Consider the following 20,304-nt stretch of genomic DNA (forward strand, 5'->3'; position numbering starts at 1 on the left):
CAGCGGCTTTCACGCCGAGATGCCGATGCGGTGGCGGTTGGGGATCACCTGGTCGAACGACTCGACGATGTGGTCGATGAAGCCGTACTCGCGGGCCTGGGCGGCGGTGAACCAGCGATCGTGCAGGGAGTCCTCGTAGACACGCTCGAACGGCTGACCGGTGTCGGCGGCGATCAGGCCGAGCACGGTGTCGACGGTGTAGCGCAGGTCGTCGGCCTGCACCTCGACCTCGACCGCGCTGCCGCCGATCCCGGCCGAGCCCTGGTGCATGAGGATGCGGGCGTGCGGCATCGCGTAGCGGCGGCCGGGCGTGCCCGAGGACAGCAGGAATTGCCCTGCGCTGCAAGCCAACCCGAGTGCGAGGGTGGACACCTCGCACGGGACCAGCCGCATCACGTCGCGGATGGCGAGCATGGAGGGCACCGAGCCGCCGGGGGAGTGGATCCACAGCGAGATCGCCGCCTCCGGCGACTGGGCGGCCAGGGTGAGCATCTGGGTGATGAGCAGGGTGCCGTTGTCGTCGTCGAGCGCGCCGTCCAGGACCAGGATCCGGCGGCCGAACAGCTGCTCGCGCGCCCGCCAGCTGAACATCGGAGTCTTGTCGTCGTGTGCCATGTCTCCACGGTGCCGCGCCCGCACCGTGTTCCGCGCCCTTTGCTGCCGTCAGCGGATCCGCTCACAGCAGCAGGCGGCCAGCCGGTCCGATGGCCGCAGCGCGGGCCGCACGGTCCATCCGTCGCCGAAGCGGCCGATGGCCCCGATCCGGGGGGATCGGGGCCATCGGGGTCCGCGGCTACTTGGCGTCGAATTCCCGTGCGCGCAGCGAGCGTTCGATCCCGGCGCGACCCTCCGAGACCAGGCGGTACAGCGCGGGCGGGTGGTCACCGGCGAGGAACTCGTCGGCCTTGGCGACGGCGTCCTCGGTGATCGCCCAGTGCGGGTACAGGCCGACGACCACGGTCTGGGCCACCTCGCTCGAGCGGCGTTCCCACACGGCGGGGATCTCGGCGAAGTACTTGTCCACGTACGGCGCCAGCAACTCGGCCTGACCCACCGGGGCGAAGCCGCCGACGATGGCGCGGGCGGTGATGTTGGGCACCGAGTCGTCACCCATCACCGTCTGCCAGGCCTCGGCCTTCACCTCGGCGATCGGCCGCGCGGTCGAGGCGGCGGCGGCCTGCCGCTTGCCCGCCGCGGTCGGATCACCGGCGAGCTCGGCGTCGATGGTCGGGGAGTCGACACCGTCGGCGTCGATCTGCCCGGCCGCCGCCAGCGCGGTGACGATGCGCCAGCGCAGATCCGTGTCCACGGTGAGCCCGGCCAGTCCCGCCGCGGTCGGATCGCCGTCGAGCAGCTGGGCCAGCGCGCCGGTGTGCCGCGGCTCGAGCTTGGCGCCGGTGAGCGCGTTGACGAAGGCGAGCTGATGATCCGAGCCCGGCACCGCGCCGCGGGCCAGTTCCAGCAGCCGGTCGGCGAACCCGGGCCAGCCCTCCTGCTCGGCCCACACCGGATCGGCGTAGCTGGAGATGGCGGTGGCCGCCTGCATGAGCAGCCGCTGCACCACGCCGATCTCGGACTCGGTGCCTATCCCGCGCTGCACCAGCGCGACGAAATCGCGGGCCTTCAGCTCGGCCTGGCGGGTCATCTCCCAGGCCGCCGACCAGGCGAGCGTGCGCGGGAGCGAGTCGGCGATGTCACCGATGCGCTGCACGGCGACCTCGAGCGAATCGGGGTCCAGACGCAGCGAGCAGTAGGTGAGATCGTCGTCGTTCACCAGCACCAGCTGGCCGCGCGGCACCCCGACCAGTTCGGGCACCTCGGTGCGCCCGGCGGCGTCCAGATCGATCTCGACGCGCTTGGTGCGCACCAGCTTGCCGTCGACGTCGTCGTACACGCCGACCGCGATCCGGTGCACGCGGTGCTCACCGGCGCCCGGCGCGGCGCCCTCCTGCACCACGGCGAAACTCGAGAAGGTGCCGTCGGGGGCGACGAGGAAGTCGGGGCGCAGGATGTTGAGGCCGGTGGTCTTGAGCCACTGCGCGCCCCAATCCGAGAGGTCGCGGCCCGAGGCCTTCTCCAGCGCTGCCAGCAGATCGTCGAAAGTGGCGTTGCCGTACGCGTGTTCGGCGAAGTAATCGCGCAGACCGGCCAGGAACGGCTGCAGCCCCACGTAGGCGACCAGCTGCTTGAGCACGCTCGCGCCCTTGGCGTAGGTGATGCCGTCGAAGTTCACCTCCACCGCGTGCAGATCGGGGATGTCGGCGGCGATCGGGTGGGTCGAGGGCAGCTGATCCTGGCGGTAGGCCCAGGACTTCTCCACATTGGCGAAGGTGGTCCAGGCGCTGGTGTATTCGGTGGCCTCGGCCTGGCACAGCACCGAGGCGAAGGTCGCGAACGACTCGTTGAGCCACAGGTCGTCCCACCACTTCATGGTGACCAGGTCGCCGAACCACATGTGCGCCATCTCGTGCAGCACGGTCTCGGCGCGGCGCTCGTAGGACGCGCGGGTCACCTTGGACCGGAACACGTAGTCCTCGAGGAAGGTGACCGCGCCCGCGTTCTCCATCGCGCCCGCGTTGAACTCCGGCACGAACAGCTGGTCGTACTTGCCGAAGGCGTACGGCACGCCGAAGTTCTCGTGGTAGAAGCCGAAGCCCTGCTTGGTCTCGGTGAACAGCCGCTCGGCGTCCATGTGGTCGGCCAGCGAGGCGCGGCAGAACAGACCGAGGGGGATCTCGCCGTGCGAATCCTGGTACACGTCGGTCCATTTCGCGTACGGACCGGCGATCATCGCGACCAGGTAGGTGCTCATCCTCGGCGTGGTGGCGAAGGTGTGCCGGACCACGGCGCCGATCTTGTGCTCCTCGGCGGTGGCACCGTTGGACACGACCTGCCAGTCGGCGGGCGCGGTGGCCACGACGTCGAAGGTGGCCTTGAGGTCGGGCTGGTCGAAGCAGGCGAACATGCGCTTGGCGTCGGCGGTCTCGAACTGCGAGTACAGGTAGACCTTGTCGTCGGCCGGGTCGACGAACCGGTGCAGCCCCTCGCCGGTGTGCGAGTACTCGCAGTCGGCCTCGACGACGAGCTCGTTGGTGGCGGCCAGATCCGGCAGCGCGATGCCGGTCGACTCGTCGTAGCCGCTCACGTCCAGCGGGGTGCCGTTGAGCACGGCCGAGCGGACGCGGGAGGCGACCAGATCGATGTACGTGCTCGCGCCGGGGGTGGCGGTGAAGGTGACGGTGGTCGTGGAACCGAAGGTGTCCGACACCTCCGAACCGGCGCCGCGCGGCTGGTCGGTGAGGTCGAGTTCGATCCGGTAGTTCTGCACGGCCACGGTGGCCGCGCGTTCGACCGCCTGGTCGCGGGTGAGATTCGGGGCGGACATAGATCTCCTTCGTCGTCGACGAACACGGCACACTTCGGCGCGCCGGTATCGCACCGGCGCGCGCGTCAGCGTCCACAATGCCACCTGCCGTCGGCACCCGCTCCCGAGTTTCCCCGGGTGTCCGCGCGGGCCCGGCTCCATGGCGCCGACGGCACGGCCCGGCGGTGGCCGTCGCGTGCCCGGCTCGACGCCGCGCCTCGTGCGGCGGCAACCTCGGCCCGCCCCGGCGGGGTGATCCGGAGCGGGCCGAGGTGCGCCTGCGCGCGGTGCTCACCGAGACGACGTGACCAGGCGCGGGCGCGACGGCTCAGTCGACGGTGATCACGAGCTTGCCGAGGGTGCGGTCGGTCTCGCCGAGCGCATGCGCCTTCGGCGCCTCCGCCAGCGGGAACACCCCGGCGATGGTCGGGCTGAGCGCACCCGATTCGAGCAGACCCGCCACCGCGCGCATCCCCTCGTGATCGGCCTCGACGAGCAGCGACGCGAAGCGGACGCCCCGCTCGGCGGCCAGTGCGGGCAGCTCGGCGTCGCGCAGCGCCAGGATGCTCACCAGCAGGCCGCCGGGCCGCAGCGTCGGCAGCGAGCGGCGGCAGTTCTCCGGGCCGAGGGTGTCGAGGACCACGTCGACGTCGCGCACCGCGTCGGCGAAGTCCACCGTCCGGTAGTCGATGAGCTCGTCGGCGCCGAGCGCGCGCAGGTGGTCGTGTTTGGCCGCGCTCGCCGTACCGATCACATACGCCCCGCGTGCCTTCGCGATCTGCACCGCCAGGTGCCCCACGCCACCGGCGGCCGCGTGGATCAGCACCCGTTGCCCCGCCTCGATCCGCGCGGTGTCGACCAGGGCCTGCCACGCGGTGAGCGCGGCCAGCGGCGTCGCGCCGGCCACGATGTGATCGACGCCGGCGGGCTTGTGGGCGAACGCGCGCGCGGGCCCGACGACGTACTCCGCCAGCGACCCGTGCCCGTGCGGATACGGCAGCATGCCGAACACCTCGTCACCGGGCGCGAACAGGGTGACGCCGGGCCCGACGGCCTCGACCACCCCGGAGACATCCCAGCCGAGCACGAAAGGCGGTGCGGGCAGGAACAATCCGGGCAGGGCGCGGTGCTTCCAGTCGGTGGGGTTGAGGCCCGCGGCGCGCACCCGGACCAGGAGCTGGCTCGGGCCCGGGTCGGGGCGGGGGAGTTCGACTTCGCGCAGGACCTCGGGTCCGCCGAGGGTGTCCTGACTGATGGCGCGCATCGTTTCGGTCATGCCGTTCACGGTGCCGCACAGGGATCGTCCGGGAAATGGCATGAATGTCATCATCCGATAGGATCGTGCCATGCATCGCGTGGTGGTTCTCGCGCTCGACGGCGTGTACCCGTTCGAACTGGGCATCCCGAGACGGATCTTCGGCAATCTCGCGGATCGGTACGAGGTGCTGACCTGCTCGGCCGACGGCGCTGCGGTGCGCACCTGCGCCGACTACGGGATCACCGTCGCGCACGGCCCCGACCTGCTGGCCACCGCCGACACCGTCATCATTCCGTCGTGCGATCCGGCCATGACCGAAGGCGAGCTCGACCAGGTGACCCTCGACGCGCTGGCCATGATCCGGCCCGGCACCCGCATCGTCTCGATCTGCACCGGCGCGTTCGTGCTGGCCGCAGCGGGCCTGCTCGACGGCCGCCCCGCGACCACGCACTGGCGGCTGGCCGAAGCGTTCCGGCGCCGGTTCCCGCACATCGCCCTCGACCCGGACGTGCTGTTCGTCGACGACGGCGACGTGCTCACCTCGGCGGGTGCCGCCTCCGGCATCGACCTGTGCCTGCACATCGTGCGCGCCGATCACGGCAGCGCGGTGGCCAATCAGGTGGCGCGCGTGTGTGTCGTGCCGCCGTGGCGCGACGGCGGGCAGGCGCAGTACATCGACCAGCCCGTCCCCGATCCCGCGGTGGCGAGCACCGCGGCGACCAGACACTGGGCTCTGGGACACCTCGACCTGCCGCTGACCATGGCCGAACTGGCCGCGCACGCGCGGATGAGCAGACGCACCTTCGCCCGACGCTTCGTCGACGAGGTGGGAATCAGTCCCGGTCGCTGGCTCACTCAGCAACGGGTGTCCAGGGCCAGGCACTTGCTGGAGGCCAGCGAACTGTCGGTCGAGCAGATCGCCGGCCGCGTCGGCTTCGCCACCGGTGCCTCACTGCGCCAGCATTTCCAGGTTGCGGTCGGCGTCGCCCCGCTGGCGTACCGTCGCACATTCCGCCTCGCGGATGGTGAGCGTGCGACTGCCTGACCGACGACCCGACGTCGCCGCGGCCGGTCCGGATGCGCATCGGGCGAGCGCCATCGCGGCGGAACCGCGGCCGGGCCTGGCATGAGTCCGCGACCGCCCACGCGGTGGAACCCTCGCCTGGGCGAGAGCGCGCCGGACAGAATGTGACCGCCCTCGCGTCGTGGTGACCAGGCCGGATTCGGTGCCAGGAGCGGCCGGTACAGTCTTCACATACCGAGTATGTAAGCCCATCCAGGATTCGGAGGCTCGACGTTGAAGCATGTGCACGCCGGGAAAGTTCGTGACCTCTACGAGGACGGCGACACCCTGCTGCTCGTCGCGTCGGACCGCGTCTCGGTCTACGACGTGGTGCTGCCGACGCCGATTCCGGAGAAGGGCGCGCTGCTGACCCAGCTGTCGAACTGGTGGTTCGAGTACTTCACCGGCATCCCGAACCACGTGGTCTCGGCCACCGACGTGCCCGCCGAGTTCGCCGGGCGCGGCATCCGGGTCAAGCCGCTGAAGATGGTGCAGGTCGAATGCATCGCGCGCGGCTACCTGACCGGCTCGGGTCTCAAGGAGTACCAGCAGTCCGGCACCGTCTCGGGCATCGCGCTGCCGCCCGGTCTGCGCGACGGCGACAAGCTGCCCGAACCGATCTTCACCCCGTCCACCAAGGCGTCCGAGGGGCACGACGAGGCGATCAGCTTCGCCGACGTGGTGAACCAGGAGGGCCGCGAGGTCGCCGAGAAGCTGCGCGAGCTCACCCTCGACATCTACTCGCGGGGTGCCGAGCACGCGGCGAAGGCCGGCGTCATCGTCGCCGACACCAAGGTCGAATTCGGCTGGGACGGTGACGTTCTCACCCTCGGCGACGAGGTGCTCACCTCCGACTCCTCGCGCTTCTGGCCCGCCGACGAGTGGGAGCCCGGCCGCGCCCAGCGCTCGTTCGACAAGCAGTTCGTGCGTGACTGGTCGACCTCCACCGGCTGGAACAAGGAATACCCCGGCCCGGAGATCCCCGCCGACGTGGTCGAGGCGACCCGGCGCAAGTACGAAGAGGCCTACGAGCGCATCACCGGCAACACCTGGTCCGGCATCCAGGCGTGAGGCCCGTTCCCGCGCCCCTCAGTGGACGGGCGCGGGAACGTCTTTGACCGCGCAGATGTGGTCCATGTGCTGATTTCCCCACTGGCCGAGCGTGGTCAGCGCGGCGTTGAGCGAGACGCCCAGCTCGGTGAGTGAGTACTCCACCTTCGGTGGCACCTGCGGATAGACCTCGCGGTGGATGATCCCGTCGTGCTCGAGCTCGCGCAACTGCTGGATCAGCATCTTCTCGGTGACGCCGGGCACCAGCCGTTTCAGGTCGCCGAAGCGCTGGGTGCCGGTGGAGAGGGCCCACAGGATCAGCGCCTTCCATTTGCCGCCGACCACGTCGAGCGCGGCATCGATACCGCAGGAATACGGACGCTCTCGCTGCCTCATGTTCGCCTTACTTACTTTTTGGTGAGTATCCGACTTTATTGTCGGTTCTTGTGCAGTGTAGCGCTACCGGCGAATCTAGGAGTGTGTCGCCGACCGGCGACGGGAGCTTCGAACCAAGGGGAAACATGACCAACTCTGCGACGGCACAGCGGGTTTCGGTGCTCGGTCTCGGCGCGATGGGTACCGCGCTGGCGAAGGCGCTGCTCGCGGGCGGCCATCAGGTGACGGTGTGGAATCGCACCGCCGCCAAGGCCGAGGCGCTGGCGGACGCGGGCGCCGTGGCCGCCGCGACCGCCGAGGAGGCGCTGACCGCGTCCGACCTGGTGATCCTGTGCCTGCTCGACGACGCCTCGGTGCGCGAACACGTCGAGCCCGCGGCGGCGCGCCTGAGCGGCCGCACCGTGGTGAACCTGACCACCACCACACCGGAGCAGGCGCGCGGGCTGGGCCGCTGGGCGGCCGAGCACGACATCGCGCTGATCGACGGCGGCATCATGGCCGTGCCCGCGATGATCGGGACGCCGGGCGCGTTCGTGCTCTACAGCGGCGCGCAGGCGGAGTTCGAGCGGTACCGGCAGGTGCTGGAGCTGTTCGGCAAGCCCGAATTCGTCGGCGCCGACCTCGGTGCGGCGGCCATGTACGACGTCTCGATCCTGGGCGGCATGTACGCGATGTTCGCGGCCTTCCAGCAGGGTGGACTGATGGTCCGCAGCGTGGGCGGCTCGGCGGCCCGGCTGGCCGAATTGATGACTCCCTTCCTCCAGGCCATGGCGACCTTGTTGGCCGCGGACGCCGTCGGCATCGATATGCCGGAGGACTTCACGCAGGTGCAGAGCGACGAGTTCACCGCCGCCGCCATCGACCTGATCGACAAGGCGGCCGTCGAATCCGGCAATCCCACCGAGCTTTTCGGAGTGCTGCGCCGGACGCTGACCGGGCTGTGAGACGCGCGGACGCGCGATGGCCCGGGAGAGCCACCGCGCGCGTGCGGGTTCAGGCTTCGACCAGTTCGGCGGCGAGGAACTCGTCGACATGGCCCTCGGCGGTCGCCACGAACGCGGCGTAGTGTGCCTCGCGCGCCGCCCCGGCGATGGCCTCGCCCACCTGGAAATTGCCGTGCGCGTCGAGGGTCTGCGGCTGCTCCTCGGCATCGGGCAGCACCCGGACGCGGGAATCGGCGAACCCGGAGTAGTAGGCCAGTCCCTCGCTGAGCTGTGTCGCGAGCACCTGCTCCATGCCGGGGACGATCGCGTCGTCCGCGGTCGCGCCGGCCAGGCCGAGCCACAGGATGCGCTTGCCCGCCAGCCGGGGCTTGCTGCGGCCGTAAGCGAAACCGTAGTTCCAGACCCGGTCGATCCAGCCCTTCATGATCGCCGGCACGCTCATCCAGTAGATCGGGAACACCGCGACGAGGACGTCGGCGTCGAGGATCCGGCGCATGTGCGCCTCGGTCTCGTCGGAGTAGCGCTTCTCGCGATCGCCCCAGTCGGGCTGGTCGGCGACGGTCATTCTGGGGTCGAAGTTCTCGGCGTGCAGGTCGAGCAGGTCGACGGTGTATCCCGCGGCGGTGAGCCGGGCCACGGCCCGGCGCGCGAGATGGGCGGACAGGGAATCGGCGCGATGGTGGGCGAGGACGACGAGCGCTGTGCGGGTGGCGGTTTCGTGCGGCACGGTGGGCTCCCTGATCGGTGGCGACGCGGGACCCTTCGTCCCGCACGATCCAGTCAACCGCGCGAACGGGTGGACGGTCTATGGACGATCATCTTCTCTTGATAGGAGATCGTCTACGATGGTGACATGGATCCGCTGAGTTCCCTGTTGAACGGCGTCCGTGCCGACGGCTCGGTCGTGGCCCACGCCGTCCTGCGCGCACCGTGGACCATCCGCTTCGCCGACCGCGCGCCCCTGATCATGATGAGCGTCATCCGTGGTGGCGGCACCCTGGTGCTGGCCGACGGGTCGCGGACCCGGCTCGTCGCGGGTGACACCGCGCTCGTACAGGCCGACCAGCCCTTCGAACTCACCGATGTCACCGGCGATTCGAGCAGGCCCGCCGTCGAATACGAGTTGTCCTGCTTCCTGCCCGACGGCTTCGGCGAGGCCGATCTCCAATGCGCCACACCGGAATTGGTCGATGATGTCACGGAAGACCCGGCGGCGGAACAGGCTTCGCTGGTCGTCGGCGCCTATCGCGCGTCCGACCGGCGCCACGAGCGGCTGCTGCGCGCGCTCCCGGCGGTGATGGTGGTCGGTGGCGGCACCGAGGTGTGCGAATGGCTCGAGCAGTCCGCCGCCGACGCGGTGCGGCTCAGCGCGGGGTCGCAGGCACTGATGGACCGGCTGATGGACTGGGCGCTGGTCTGCACCCTGCGCGATTGGCTCGCCCAGGACGCCGAGTGCGCACCGAACTGGTATCGGGGGATGGCCGACCCGGTGGTCGGTCCGGCGCTGAAAGCCATCCACGCCAGGCCCTTCCAGCGCTGGACGGTCGCCGGTCTGGCCGCCGAGTCGGCGGTCTCGCGCGCGCTGTTCGCCCGGCGGTTCACCGAGGTGATGGGCGAACCGCCGCTGACCTACCTCACCGAATGGCGGATGGCCGAGGCCGAGGACCTGCTCGCCGATCCCGCGCGCAGCGTCGCGCAGGTGGCGACGACCGTCGGCTATTCCGACGCGTTCGGGTTCAGCGCGGCGTTCAAGCGCTCGCGCGGCGCCAGCCCGACCGAATTCCGTTCCGCGCTGGTCTAATTCCGTGGCGTGAGCAGGACGAGCGGAATCTCGCGGGTCGTCTTGGTCTGGTAGTCGCCGTAGCCCTTGTAGGCGGCCACCACGCGCGGCCACAGCTCCGCGCGCTCCTCGGCCGTGGCGACGTGGGCCAGCATCGGCTTGCGCGGCCCCTGGGCCAGCGACACCTCGACCTCGGGGTTGTCGCGCAGGTTCAGGAACCAGGCCGGGTGGGTCGGGTCGCCGCCGCGCGAGGCCACGACCACGATGGTGTCGCCGTCGATGATCGGCGTGGTCAGCATGACCGGGCGCGGGACACCGGATTTGCGGCCGACGGTGGTGAGTTCGAGGGACGGCATCCCGAAGATCCGGTTGCCGATCCGGCCACCGGTGATCTTGAGCAGGGCACGGTGGACGCCGTTCATGGCCTTGAGCTGGAAATCGGTGGGCATGTCCGCAATCTACCCCCGCGCCGGGCCGCGCGCCCGGGTCAGTCGAGGTACTCGGCGAGGCGGCCGAGGAAGGGGCGCTGTCCCTTGCCGAGTTTCTCCGAGGCCGTGGTCAGGTCGAACCAGCCGGCCCGGTCGATCTCCGGGAACTCGCGGAGCCGGCCGGAGCGGGGCGGCCACTCCAGCTCGAAGGTGCCCGGCACGATCTCGTCCGGATCCAGATCGCCCTCGACCGCCCACACGGTGAGGTTCTTGCGTTTGCCGCCGCTGCCGTAGCGCACATCGCCGAGGTCGACCCACGGGCCGTCCGGCACGGGCAGGCCGAGTTCCTCGGTGAACTCGCGCCGGGCCGCCACGCGCGGCAGTTCCTCGCCGAGCACGTACTGGCCCTTGGGGATCGACCACGCCGAGGCGTCCTTCTTGACCCACAGCGGGCCGCCCATGTGCCCGAGCAGCACCTCGGTTCCGGCCGCCCCCCGGCGATAGACCAGCACCCCCGCGCTGAAAACTTCCGTCACGGCAGAGAGTCTGCCAGCACGGCCGTCAGTCGAGCGCGTCGACGAAGCGGTCGAGCAGCCGGGCGAAGGTGACCCGATCCGCGCCGGACCAATCGGTCATGGCCCGGTCGAAGGCGGTGCGGCGGCGCCGGTGCGCGTGCGCGAGCACCTCGCGCCCGCGGTCGGTGAGCGCCAGCAGGGAACGGCGGCCGTCGGTCTGGTCCGCTTCCCGGCGCAGGAATCCGGCGGTGACAGCGGCGGCGACGAGCTTGCTCGCCCTCGGCTGATCGACGGCCAGCGCGGCGGCCACGGTGGACACGGTCGGCGCCGTCGCGTCCTCGACGACATCGAGCACGTCGAAGGCTTGCCCGCTCGGCTGATCCGTCCCCAGGGCGCGCCGGGTCTGGCGCCGCCGGATGGCGATCATCGCCCGTTCGATCCGCTCGACCTCGTCCACGGCCACATGCTACCGTCGAGCATGTGCATGTCATAGGACATGTAATTGTCGAAAGGTATGTACAGTCATGGCGGAGCGCAGATTGATCGGCTACCAGGTCAAACGCCTGGATCAGCTCATCGAGGCGACCTTCGGCCGGGCGATCGACACTGCCGGGATGTCCCGTCGCGAATGGCAGACGCTGAACACGCTCGTCGGCGACTCCGGCGCCGACCTCGTCGATGCCCTGCGCCCGTTCTGGGAGACCACCGACGACTCCGTCGCCGTGATCACCGGCGCGCTGATCGAGCGCGGGTGGATCGTGCGCGACGGTCACCGGTACGCCGTCACCGCCGAGGGACACGCGGCACACGAGCGGGCTCGGCAGGCCGTGGCGGCCATCCGTCATCGCCTGGCCACCGGCGTCTCGGACGACGAATTCGCGGTGGTCACCGCGACTCTCGCCACCATGATCGCGAATCTCGAATCGGCGCCGGTCTGTGGTTACCCGGCGGCACGCACGCGCGCCGCACGCAGCAGCAGGTAGTCGCGCTCGGGCGTGCTTGCCGTCTGGCTCGCGGCGCGCTGATACTCGGCGACGGCCGCGGCCTGCTCGCCGGCCATCTCGTGCAGGTGGCCGCGGACGGCGGCCAAGCGGTGTGAGCGCGCCAGCGGCTCGGCGACGGTGTCGACCACCGCGAGTCCCGCCGCGGGCCCGTGCACCATGGCGGTCGCCACCGCGCGATTGAGCGTGACCATCGGGTTCGGGGTGAGGCGCTCGAGCATGGTGTACAGCACGAGGATTCGCGGCCAGTCGGTGTCCTCGACGCGGGCGGCCTGGGCGTGCAGCCCGGCGATGGCGCCCTGGATCTGGTACGGCCCGGTCAATCCCGTCGACAGGGTCGCGGTGAGCAGGCGCAGGCCCTCGGTGATCTGGGCGCGGTCCCAGCGGGCGCGGTCCTGCTCGTGCAGCGGGATCAGCTCGCCGTGCGGGCCGGAGCGCGCGGCGCGGCGCGCGTCGGACAGCAGCATCACCGCGAGCAGGCCGCTCACCTCCGTGTCGTCGGGCAGCAGGGCGTGCAGGGCGCGCGTCAGGCGCAGGGCCTCGGCCGACAGGTCGGCGCGGCGCAGTCCCGCGCCCGAAGTACTGGTGTGGCCCTCGGTGAAGATCACGTACAGCACCCGCAGGACCGCGTCGAGGCGGGCGGTGTCGTGCGCGCCGTCGGCGAACGGCCGCGGCGCCTCGGCAAGTCGCTTCTTCGCCCGCGAGATGCGTTGCGCCATGGTCGCTTCCGGCACCAGGAAGGCCGCGGCGATCTCGGCGGTGCTCAGGCCTCCGACCGCGCGCAGGGTCAGCGCGATCGCGCCCGCGGCGGGCAGGTCGGGGTGGCAGCACAGGAAGTACAGGTCGAGGGTGTCGTCGTGGTCGCTCGCCTCGGCGGGCACGTCCCTGACGAACACCGCGGTCTCCCTGCGCCGCCGCGCCACCTCGGCGCGGACCGCGTCGGCCATCCGGCGCTGCGCCACCTGGATGAGCCAGCCGCGCGGGTTCTCCGGCACACCCTCGGCGGTCCACTGGGTCGCCGCCGCCAGCAGGGCGTCCTGCACCGCGTCCTCGGCCAGATCGAAATCGCCGAACCGGCGGACCAGCACACCGAGGACCTGGGGCGCCAGCGTGCGCAGCAGGTCCTCGGTGCCGGGGGTCAGGGTCCCGGTCACTCGGTGGGGGCGCTCATGACCGGACGGACCTCGATGTACTCGCCGATGGGCGCGCCACCGGGGCCGGGTGCCGCCGAGGCCTGCGCGGCGATCTCGATCGCACGCTCGGGGGAGTCGACGTCGACGATCCAGTACCCGGCCAGGAACTCTTTGGTCTCCGGGAAGGGCCCGTCGGTGACCACCGGCGCCGAGCGGCCGTCCGAGGACACGATCAGCGCCTGCTCGGGACCGGCCAGCCCCTGGGCGTCGACCAGTTCGCCCGCGGCGGCGAGCTGTTCACCCAGCGTCCGCTGAAAGTCGATGTGGGCGGCGATGTCCTCGGGTGCCCACTCGTGGATCGGGACGTCGCAGTGGGCGGTCGGGCCGTAGGTCTTCACCAGCATGTACTTCATGGGTGGCTCCTCGTTGTCGGTGCGCCCGGCGGCGCGCTCGCTGACAGGTCGGAGCCACCACGGCCGCTTCGACACATCCGGGAAGTGAACTGGATCACAGTGGAGTGTCGGGGTCGGCCAGGCGGTCCGGGTCGACTTGCTCGCCGGACAGGATCAGCTGCTTGATCCGGTCGGTCACGTCCCAGACGTTGACGTTCATGCCCGCCCGCACCCGGTTGTCCGCGTCGAGCCAGAACGCCACGAACTCGCGTTCGCTCAGGTCACCGCGCACGACCACGCGCACGTCGTCGCCGCGGCCGACGTAGCCGGTGTACTCCATTCCGATGTCGTACTGGTCGCTGAAGAAGTACGGCAGCCGGTCATAGGTGGCGGGCTTGCCGAGCATGGTCAGGGCGGCCACCGCGGGCTGGTTGAGCGCGGTCGCCCAGTGTTCGACGCGCACGCGGCGACCCAGCACGGGGTGCTGCTGCTCGGCGATGTCACCGACCGCGACCACGTCGGGGTCGCTGGTGCGCAGTGCCTCGTCGACCAGGACGCCGCCGTCCACCGCCAGCCCGGCGGCCACCGCGCCCTCGATGTTGGGCTGGGCGCCGACCGCGACCAGCACCGCCTGCGCGGGGATCACGGTGCCGTCGCCGAGTTGCACGCCGGTCGCGACGCCGTCGTCGGTGCGGATCGCGTCGACCTTCGTGCCGGTGCGCAGGTCCACCCCGTGCGCGCGGTGCACGTCGGCGTAGAAGGCGCCCATCTCCGGGCCGAGCACACCGACCAGGGGAAGTTCCGCGGCCTCCAACACGGTGACCTCGACGTTCCTGGCCCGCGCCTGCGCGGCGACCTCGAGCCCGATCCAGCCGGCGCCGATGATCACCAGCTGCCGGTCCTCGCGCAGCACCTCGGCCAGGACATCGGAATCGCCGATGGTGCGCAGCGTGTACACGTTCGGCGCGTCGGCGCCGGGGACGGGCAGCGTGCGGGGGCGCGAACCCGTGGCCAGGGCGAGCTTGTCGTAGCCCAGGGTGGAACCGTCGGGCAGCGTCACGGTGTGGGCACGCGGATCGAAGGCCGTCGCGGTGGTGCCCAACTGGAGGTCGATGTGGTGATCGCGGTACCAGGATCCCTGGTCGACGGTGAAATCGGGCAGCTGCTGCGTGCCCGCCAGATGCTGTTTGGACAGCGGGGGCCGCTCGTAGGGCAGCTCCTCCTCGGCGGCCAGCACCGTCACCAGGCCGTCGAAGTCGTTGGCGCGCAAGGCTTCGGCGAGCTTGGCGGCACCGAGCCCGCCGCCGATGACGACGAAATGCTGATTCGAGCTCATGAACGGACTCCTTCTCGCGGGCGACCGGGACTCCTCGTCGTCGAGCCTAGTGCGCCCGGCGCCGCGCGGGAACGATTCCGCGCGTGCCGCGGTTGCATCAACCGGCGGGGCATCGCGGCCTGCCCACTGTGACCCGAGAGGAACATGCTCGTGAGCGATCAAGCCACGAAGAAGGACGTCGTCGATTTCTGGTTCGATCCGCTGTGCCCGTGGTGCTGGATCACCTCGCGCTGGATCCTCGAGGTCGAGCAGGTGCGCGACATCGAGACGAATTTCCACGTGATGAGCCTGTCGGTGCTCAACGAGGGCCGTGACCTGCCCGAGCAGTACCGCGAGCTGATGTCGGTGGGCTGGGGACCGGTGCGGGTCGCCATCGCGGCCGCCGAGAAGTACGGCGACGAGATCCTGCCCGCGCTCTACACCGCGCTGGGCACCCGCTTCCACAACCGCAGGGCCGAGTACGAGCGCGACAGCGCCGAGGCGACCTTCGCCGCGATCATCGACGACGCCCTGGCCGAACTGGATCTGCCCGCCGAGCTCGCGGCGGCCGCGGCCGATCCCGAATTCGATGCCGCGCTGCGCAAGAGCCACCACGCGGGGATGGACAAGGTCGGTCCCGACGTCGGCACGCCGACGATCCACGTCAACGGTGTCGCGTTCTTCGGTCCCGTGCTCTCGCGCATCCCGCGCGGCGAGGACGCCGGCCGGGTCTTCGACGGCGTGGTCGCGCTCGCTTCCTACCCGCACTTCTTCGAGCTCAAGCGCACCCGCACCGAAGATCCCGAGTTCGACTGACCCACCGGGCCCGCGGGTTCCGCCCAGACGGAACCCGCGGCGCTCACACCTTGGGTGGCAGCGCCGGGGGACCGGTCTGGACCGGATAGCCGCCCGGCGGCGGGATCATTCCCTGCGGAGCGCTCGGGCGCCAGAACATCGGGCCCGGCCTGCTGCGGTCGCGCAGCGCCCACATCCGCCAGGTCAGCACCGGGTGGCTCGACATCGCGTTGACCAGCATGACGAAGCCGCCGCGTTCGGTCGCGGCGCGGTCGGCCATCTCGTCGAAGCCGACCTCGGTGTTGAGGTACTTGCCCGCCGCCAGGGTCGCCATCGCGCCCGGCGCGCCCTGATGCCGATGGCAGTAGCCGTGATTGTCGGCGGTGTACTCCTGCGCCCTGATCAGCGATGATCCGAGCAGCGGCAGCCATGGCGCCACGAACATGCCGAGCTGTCGCCAGTACGAGACGTGTCCGGCCGCGATGTGACCGACCTCGTGGCCGATGATGAACGCCAGCGCGTCGGGTTCGCGTGCGGTGCCGCCGACTTCGAACAGGTCGCTGTAGACCACCACGAACCGGCGGAACCCGTGACCGGAGGCGAACGCGTTGATCTGGCCGTTGCCGAGCACCACGTACGCGTCGGGCGCCTTGGCCATCCCGAACCGCGCCGCCGCCTCCTGCACCAGCCGATACCCCTCGGGGAACTGCGTCGGCGACATCTTCACGCCGTTGATCCGCATCCGCGCGTAGTTCATGCCTCGCCCGGCCCACAGCAGCACCGGCGCGAACAACAACAGCAGGACATACGGGCTCGTCAGGATCGAACCGGTGTCCTCCGGCTTGCCGTTCTCGTCGACGGTGGGCGGTGCGACGAACTCGGCCAGCAGGATGAGCAGCACCAGCAGATACGCGACCCCGGTCAGCATGATGACCACCACCAGCAACGGGATCTCCCACGGATGCCGCGCGGGCATGCCGTAGGGCGAGAGCCCGCGCGGCGCCTGCCGCGGTGGCATCGGCGGGCCGCCGGGCGGGTAGTGGCCCGGCGCGTAGCCGCCGTACGGGGCCGGGGGATAGGTGACGGGGTACTGCGGGGCATCGGTGGGCCGGCCCGAAGGCTGCGGCGGTGGACCTGCCGAATGCGGGGAATGCGGTTCGTGCGGGTGCATGAAACGACTCTAAAGGCGCCTGACACAATCGCAGCCATGCGCGTTTACCTGGGTGCCGACCATGCCGGTTTCGAACTGAAGAATCACGTCAAGGCCCATCTGCAGGAGGCCGGACACGACGTCGTCGACTGCGGAGCTCTCGAATACGACGCCCTCGACGACTACCCCGCGTTCTGCATCGAGGCGGCCCGCCGCACCGTGGCCGATCCGGGCTCGCTCGGCCTGGTCTTCGGTGGCAGCGGCAACGGCGAGCAGATCGCCGCCAACAAGGTCCCCGGCGCCCGTTGCGCCCTGGCCTGGAGCGTGGAGACCGCCAAGCTGGCCCGCGAGCACAACAACGCCCAGCTGATCGGCATCGGCGGCCGCATGCACACCACCGCCGAGGCGCTCGCCATCGTCGACGCCTTCCTCGCCCAGCCGTGGTCGGAGGAGCCGCGCCACCAGCGCCGCATCGACATCCTCGCCGACTACGAGAAGTCCGGCGAGGCCCCCGAGGTCCCCGCGTACTGAGTCAGCACCCCATGAGTGTCGGGAAGGGTGTGTTCCTTGCCTGAGGGACACACCCTTCATCGGATCGCCCGCCTGCACCACGAACGGTTCGCCGGTGGTGCTGTACGGGTTTCGAGTCCGCAGGGGCGGTTCGCCGAGGGCGCCGCGCTGGTGGACGGGCAGGTGCTGGAGCGGGCCGAGGCGGTCGGCAAACATCTGCTGCACCACTACGAGTCCGGCCTGAGCGTGCACGTGCATCTCGGGTTGTACGGCACGTTCAGCGAGGCCGAGCTGCCGATGGGCCCGCCCGTCGGGCAGGTGCGGATGCGGATGATCGGCGCCGCCACCGATTTCGGGACCGACCTGCGCGGGCCCACCGCCTGCGAGATCCTGCACCCGCCCGAGGTCGACGCGTTGATCGCGCGCCTGGGCGCCGACCCGCTGCGCCCCGACGCCGACCACGACCGGGCAGGCGCGCGAATCCGTCGCTCCCGCAGGGCGATCGGCGCATTGTTGATGGATCAGGCGATCATCGCCGGCGTCGGCAACGTGTACCGCGCGGAAGTGCTGTTCCGCCACGGGATCTCCCCGTTCCGGCCGGGGACCGCGATCACCGCCGCCGAATGGGACGCCCTGTGGGCCGATCTCGTCGACCTCATGCCGATCGGTGTGCGCACCGGCCGCATGCACGTCGTGCGCCCCGAACACGACAGCGGCGCGCCGTCCTACGCCAAGGACCGCCCCCGCACCTACGTCTACCGCCGCCAGGGCGAACCATGTCGCGTGTGCGCCACCCCCGTCGCGCACAAGGTCATGGACGCCCGAAACCTGTTCTGGTGCCCCACCTGTCAGTCGCACTGACCGGCGGACCCGGTGCCGCCGGGGAGGTCGCGTACCGAAGAGGACTGAGCCGGACCGCGAAGTGCAGGCTTCGCGATCCGACTCAGCCCGCGACCGCGGTTCCCAGTTCCGGGTCGCCCGATTCGGCGAGCGCGAAACGCCGCCCGCCCGCGGATTTCGCCGAATACATCGCGCGGTCGGCGCGACGCAGCAGGTCGGTGAAATCGCACGTCTTTCCCGGCGCGCAGAACGCCGTGCCCACGCTGGCCGACACCGGGACCGGCCCCGCGCTCGACCACACCGGGTCGCGCAGGGCCGCGACCACGCGGTGGGCCAGCTCGCCGAGGGTGTCGCGGCGCGGATTGGCCGCGACCACGAACTCGTCGCCGCCGTACCGGCAGATCACCGTGTCGGGCGGGCACACCTCGCGCAGCCGGTTGGCCAGCTCGACCAGGACCTCGTCGCCGATCGCGTGTCCGTAGCCGTCGTTGATCTGCTTGAACCGATCCAGGTCGACCACCAGGACGCCGACGCCGCGGGTCGGGTCGGCCGCGAAGGCCCTGACTCGTTCCTGCAGCAGCGTGCGGTTGGCCAGATCGGTGAGCGCGTCGTGGGTCGCCTCGTGGCGCAAGCGGTGCTGCAGCGCGGCGATCTCCTGCACGCGCAGCGACACTTTCGCCGAGATGTTCTGTTCCTGTTGCGCGAGCGCGCGTTCCTGCAGCGCTTGCGCGTAGCTGTCGATGGCCTGGCTGGCCACCAGTGGCCAGCGGGTCGCGACCAGCGAACCCGGCACGCCGGAGGGGAAGCCGAGCAGCCAGCGGGTGGCGTGCGCCAGCATCCTGGTTCGTTCGAAGGGCGCCTCGGCCAGTCGCGCGCCGAGCATGCGCGCCTGCGGCACCGGGAACGGTTCGGTCCTGGCCAGGTGGAGCAGCCGCTCGACGATCTCGACGAGCACCGGCTCCAGCTGGTGCGGCGCCGTGGAGGAACCCGGTTCGGCGCATACCGCGCGAGCCCAGGCGCGGGCCATCGCGGCGACCGGTGGCTCGATGTGGACAGTCATCGAGATCACCGGCGGAAGGTGGCGACGGTCTTGCCACCTCGATCGTTCGCACTGCTACGCGGTTGAGTCCACCGAGTTCGGCACACGCTCACCGCCCCCTTTCCAGATACCCCCGTCCGGCAAAAAGGATCCTAGCAAGCCACCCGAGACCTAAAAGTCGCGATATAGAACGCGTTGCAGGCCTCTCGCGAATGGCGATCGGGTATGACATCGCTGCAGAAGCTCCGGCGTTACACATTTCCCGAAAAAACTTTGGGAGCACCGAAACGTGCAGCGTGTTGCCCGTCTCGCGGTGGGGGGCGTTGGTTCGCCATGCGGTTTCCTCCTGGCACGGGGGCTGATCGTGACGATGGCGCTCGGTCCGTCACGCGCCATCTCATGGTGGCCTACGCGCCGCCCCCACGGCAGGTTTTCAAGGAAAAAACTCCTATTTATTCCCCCGGTGAAGCGAGCGCTGGTTCCCCCGAGACGCGTGCCCACCATCGTGTCCGTCCGCGGGATTCGGCGGATAGAGTCATTAGGCCCTAATCGGGCATCGCCGCGGGGGTGTCGTCACCGCGGGAGGAGGCGCGTCGCCCGGCTCGCCCAGGGGGCGGATTGGCGTTTCGCGCGCGGGATTCGGTACAGTCGTGGCGCACACGACATCGTGGCGATCCCATCGATGTCGTATGCCTGCGGGTGTAGTTCAATGGTAGAACCTCAGCCTTCCAAGCTGATGGTGCGGGTTCGATTCCCGTCACCCGCTCAAACACGAATTCCCTCGACGGCGTCGCAGCCTGCGAGGCCTCGGGGTGTAGCGCAGCTTGGTAGCGCATCCGCTTTGGGAGCGGAGGGTCGCAGGTTCAAATCCTGTCACCCCGACCATCACCACTCGTTCGCCCGCGCAGCGGGCCGGGCGGCGCCTGTCGGTTCCGGTGAATCAGGCGCAGCGGAAACGGAATCCGGCCTCGGCGTCCTTGCCCACCGTCACCGTCACGCGCACCGGCGCCTCGTCCGCCAGGGCACAGCCGCCGGGCACCTTGGCGACCACAGCCTCGTAGCAGCCCGCGGGCAGTGTCGTGGTGGCGCGGCCGTCGGCGCCGCTGACCACGGTGGCGATCACCTGCTTCGCGCCGCACGGAGTGACCGCGACATCGGCCCGGTTGACCGGAATCGGCTCGCGGCCGGTGAAGGTGTGGATGGACAGGGTTCCGGCGCCGGGTGGTACCGGCTCCGCCGCCGCCGCTGCGGCGCCGACCAGGGGGCAGAGCACGGACAGTGCGAGCAAGGTACGGCGCATGAACCTCTCCTCAGCGGCGAGTCGGGTCGTC

The 20,304-nt window shown here is 70.4% G+C and carries 22 protein-coding genes and 2 tRNA genes; 10 read left to right on the plus strand and 14 right to left on the minus strand.

Features of this window, described 5'->3' with window-relative positions; genetic code table 11:
- Positions 1-9: 9 nt before the first annotated feature.
- The 3 genes from DFR69_RS21810 to DFR69_RS21820 all read right to left on the minus strand — a co-directional run bounded on the left by DFR69_RS21810 (position 10) and on the right by DFR69_RS21820 (position 4,640).
- A complete protein-coding gene (locus DFR69_RS21810) occupies positions 10-615 on the minus strand; it encodes a ClpP family protease (RefSeq protein ID WP_110039473.1) in 606 nt (201 codons plus the stop codon).
- 178 nt (positions 616-793) lie between these two features.
- Positions 794-3,385 (minus strand): aminopeptidase N, encoded by a 2,592-nt coding sequence (gene pepN / locus DFR69_RS21815; protein WP_110039474.1) that lies wholly within the window; start codon positions 3,383-3,385, stop codon positions 794-796.
- Between the two features lie 307 nt (positions 3,386-3,692).
- On the minus strand, positions 3,693-4,640 hold the full coding sequence (locus DFR69_RS21820; RefSeq protein WP_110039612.1) for an NADP-dependent oxidoreductase: 948 nt from the start codon (positions 4,638-4,640) through the stop codon (positions 3,693-3,695).
- 70 nt (positions 4,641-4,710) lie between these two features.
- Here DFR69_RS21820 and DFR69_RS21825 point away from each other — a divergent pair, with 70 nt between their 5' ends.
- Entirely contained in the window at positions 4,711-5,667 is a 957-nt protein-coding gene (locus tag DFR69_RS21825) for a GlxA family transcriptional regulator (protein ID WP_110039475.1), read from the plus strand.
- Positions 5,668-5,919: 252 nt separating this feature from the next.
- Entirely contained in the window at positions 5,920-6,756 is an 837-nt protein-coding gene (locus DFR69_RS21830; RefSeq protein WP_110039476.1) for a phosphoribosylaminoimidazolesuccinocarboxamide synthase, read from the plus strand.
- An 18-nt stretch (positions 6,757-6,774) separates the two neighbouring features.
- On the opposite strand, the gene DFR69_RS21835 is transcribed toward DFR69_RS21830, so the two are convergent.
- The gene (locus tag DFR69_RS21835) at positions 6,775-7,131 is read right to left on the minus strand and encodes a winged helix-turn-helix transcriptional regulator (RefSeq protein WP_110039477.1); all 357 of its coding nucleotides are present in this window, start codon (positions 7,129-7,131) and stop codon (positions 6,775-6,777) included.
- Positions 7,132-7,214: 83 nt separating this feature from the next.
- Here DFR69_RS21835 and DFR69_RS21840 point away from each other — a divergent pair, with 83 nt between their 5' ends.
- On the plus strand, positions 7,215-8,075 hold the full coding sequence (locus DFR69_RS21840; protein WP_261774606.1) for an NAD(P)-binding domain-containing protein: 861 nt from the start codon (positions 7,215-7,217) through the stop codon (positions 8,073-8,075).
- A gap of 49 nt (positions 8,076-8,124) precedes the next feature.
- On the opposite strand, the gene DFR69_RS21845 is transcribed toward DFR69_RS21840, so the two are convergent.
- Positions 8,125-8,802 carry an NAD(P)H oxidoreductase gene (locus tag DFR69_RS21845; protein ID WP_110039479.1) on the minus strand — a complete coding sequence of 226 codons (678 nt, stop codon included), beginning with the start codon at positions 8,800-8,802 and terminating at the stop codon, positions 8,125-8,127.
- A gap of 126 nt (positions 8,803-8,928) precedes the next feature.
- On the opposite strand from DFR69_RS21845, the gene DFR69_RS21850 reads away from it, so the two are divergent.
- A complete protein-coding gene (locus DFR69_RS21850; protein ID WP_110039480.1) occupies positions 8,929-9,876 on the plus strand; it encodes an AraC family transcriptional regulator in 948 nt (315 codons plus the stop codon).
- Here DFR69_RS21850 and DFR69_RS21855 read toward each other — a convergent pair.
- Genes DFR69_RS21855 through DFR69_RS21865 form a run of 3 tightly spaced genes read right to left on the minus strand, consistent with a single transcriptional unit; the run spans position 9,873 to position 11,255 of the window.
- Positions 9,873-10,304 (minus strand): nitroreductase family deazaflavin-dependent oxidoreductase, encoded by a 432-nt coding sequence (locus DFR69_RS21855; RefSeq protein ID WP_110039481.1) that lies wholly within the window; start codon positions 10,302-10,304, stop codon positions 9,873-9,875. The genes DFR69_RS21850 and DFR69_RS21855 overlap by 4 nt on opposite strands.
- 38 nt (positions 10,305-10,342) lie before the next feature.
- Positions 10,343-10,819 (minus strand): NUDIX hydrolase, encoded by a 477-nt coding sequence (locus tag DFR69_RS21860; RefSeq protein WP_110039482.1) that lies wholly within the window; start codon positions 10,817-10,819, stop codon positions 10,343-10,345.
- Positions 10,820-10,844: 25 nt separating this feature from the next.
- The gene (locus DFR69_RS21865; RefSeq protein WP_208644030.1) at positions 10,845-11,255 is read right to left on the minus strand and encodes a MarR family winged helix-turn-helix transcriptional regulator; all 411 of its coding nucleotides are present in this window, start codon (positions 11,253-11,255) and stop codon (positions 10,845-10,847) included.
- Between the two features lie 67 nt (positions 11,256-11,322).
- Between DFR69_RS21865 and DFR69_RS21870 the strand changes: the two genes are divergently transcribed.
- Positions 11,323-11,781 (plus strand): MarR family winged helix-turn-helix transcriptional regulator, encoded by a 459-nt coding sequence (locus tag DFR69_RS21870; protein ID WP_110039483.1) that lies wholly within the window; start codon positions 11,323-11,325, stop codon positions 11,779-11,781.
- Here the strand turns inward: DFR69_RS21870 and DFR69_RS21875 are convergent.
- From DFR69_RS21875 to DFR69_RS21885, 3 genes are all read right to left on the minus strand, one after another.
- The gene (locus DFR69_RS21875) at positions 11,739-12,953 is read right to left on the minus strand and encodes an RNA polymerase sigma factor (RefSeq protein ID WP_244198390.1); all 1,215 of its coding nucleotides are present in this window, start codon (positions 12,951-12,953) and stop codon (positions 11,739-11,741) included. The two genes, DFR69_RS21870 and DFR69_RS21875, sit on opposite strands and share 43 nt — an antisense overlap.
- Positions 12,950-13,345 (minus strand): YciI family protein, encoded by a 396-nt coding sequence (locus DFR69_RS21880; protein WP_110039484.1) that lies wholly within the window; start codon positions 13,343-13,345, stop codon positions 12,950-12,952. Before DFR69_RS21880 ends, DFR69_RS21875 begins: the two co-directional genes overlap by 4 nt.
- A gap of 94 nt (positions 13,346-13,439) precedes the next feature.
- Positions 13,440-14,660, minus strand: coding sequence for an NAD(P)/FAD-dependent oxidoreductase (locus DFR69_RS21885; RefSeq protein ID WP_110039485.1), 1,221 nt, complete (start codon positions 14,658-14,660; stop codon positions 13,440-13,442).
- Positions 14,661-14,804: 144 nt separating this feature from the next.
- On the opposite strand from DFR69_RS21885, the gene DFR69_RS21890 reads away from it, so the two are divergent.
- Positions 14,805-15,455: a mycothiol-dependent nitroreductase Rv2466c family protein gene (locus DFR69_RS21890; RefSeq protein WP_279629852.1), complete on the plus strand. Its 651-nt coding sequence runs from the start codon at positions 14,805-14,807 to the stop codon at positions 15,453-15,455.
- Between the two features lie 43 nt (positions 15,456-15,498).
- Here DFR69_RS21890 and DFR69_RS21895 read toward each other — a convergent pair whose 3' ends face one another.
- The gene (locus tag DFR69_RS21895) at positions 15,499-16,605 is read right to left on the minus strand and encodes a M48 family metallopeptidase (protein WP_373867075.1); all 1,107 of its coding nucleotides are present in this window, start codon (positions 16,603-16,605) and stop codon (positions 15,499-15,501) included.
- 36 nt (positions 16,606-16,641) lie between these two features.
- Here DFR69_RS21895 and DFR69_RS21900 point away from each other — a divergent pair, with 36 nt between their 5' ends.
- Both DFR69_RS21900 and DFR69_RS21905 read left to right on the plus strand, forming a co-directional pair.
- Positions 16,642-17,115, plus strand: coding sequence for a ribose-5-phosphate isomerase (locus DFR69_RS21900; protein WP_110039486.1), 474 nt, complete (start codon positions 16,642-16,644; stop codon positions 17,113-17,115).
- A gap of 36 nt (positions 17,116-17,151) precedes the next feature.
- Positions 17,152-17,955 (plus strand): Fpg/Nei family DNA glycosylase, encoded by an 804-nt coding sequence (locus DFR69_RS21905; protein WP_110039487.1) that lies wholly within the window; start codon positions 17,152-17,154, stop codon positions 17,953-17,955.
- An 82-nt stretch (positions 17,956-18,037) separates the two neighbouring features.
- Here the strand turns inward: DFR69_RS21905 and DFR69_RS21910 are convergent, their stop codons facing one another.
- The gene (locus DFR69_RS21910; RefSeq protein ID WP_110039617.1) at positions 18,038-18,994 is read right to left on the minus strand and encodes a GGDEF domain-containing protein; all 957 of its coding nucleotides are present in this window, start codon (positions 18,992-18,994) and stop codon (positions 18,038-18,040) included.
- Positions 18,995-19,668: 674 nt separating this feature from the next.
- On the opposite strand from DFR69_RS21910, the gene DFR69_RS21915 reads away from it, so the two are divergent.
- A tRNA-Gly gene (locus DFR69_RS21915) sits at positions 19,669-19,739 on the plus strand.
- A gap of 42 nt (positions 19,740-19,781) precedes the next feature.
- Positions 19,782-19,858, plus strand: a tRNA-Pro gene (locus tag DFR69_RS21920).
- Between the two features lie 55 nt (positions 19,859-19,913).
- On the opposite strand, the gene DFR69_RS21925 is transcribed toward DFR69_RS21920, so the two are convergent.
- Complete coding sequence (locus DFR69_RS21925) at positions 19,914-20,273, minus strand: SpaA isopeptide-forming pilin-related protein (RefSeq protein ID WP_110039488.1); 360 nt, start codon at positions 20,271-20,273, stop codon at positions 19,914-19,916.
- Positions 20,274-20,304 lie beyond the last annotated feature (31 nt).

The sequence above is a fragment of the Nocardia neocaledoniensis genome, from assembly GCF_003182135.1.
GTDB lineage: Bacteria > Actinomycetota > Actinomycetes > Mycobacteriales > Mycobacteriaceae > Nocardia > Nocardia neocaledoniensis.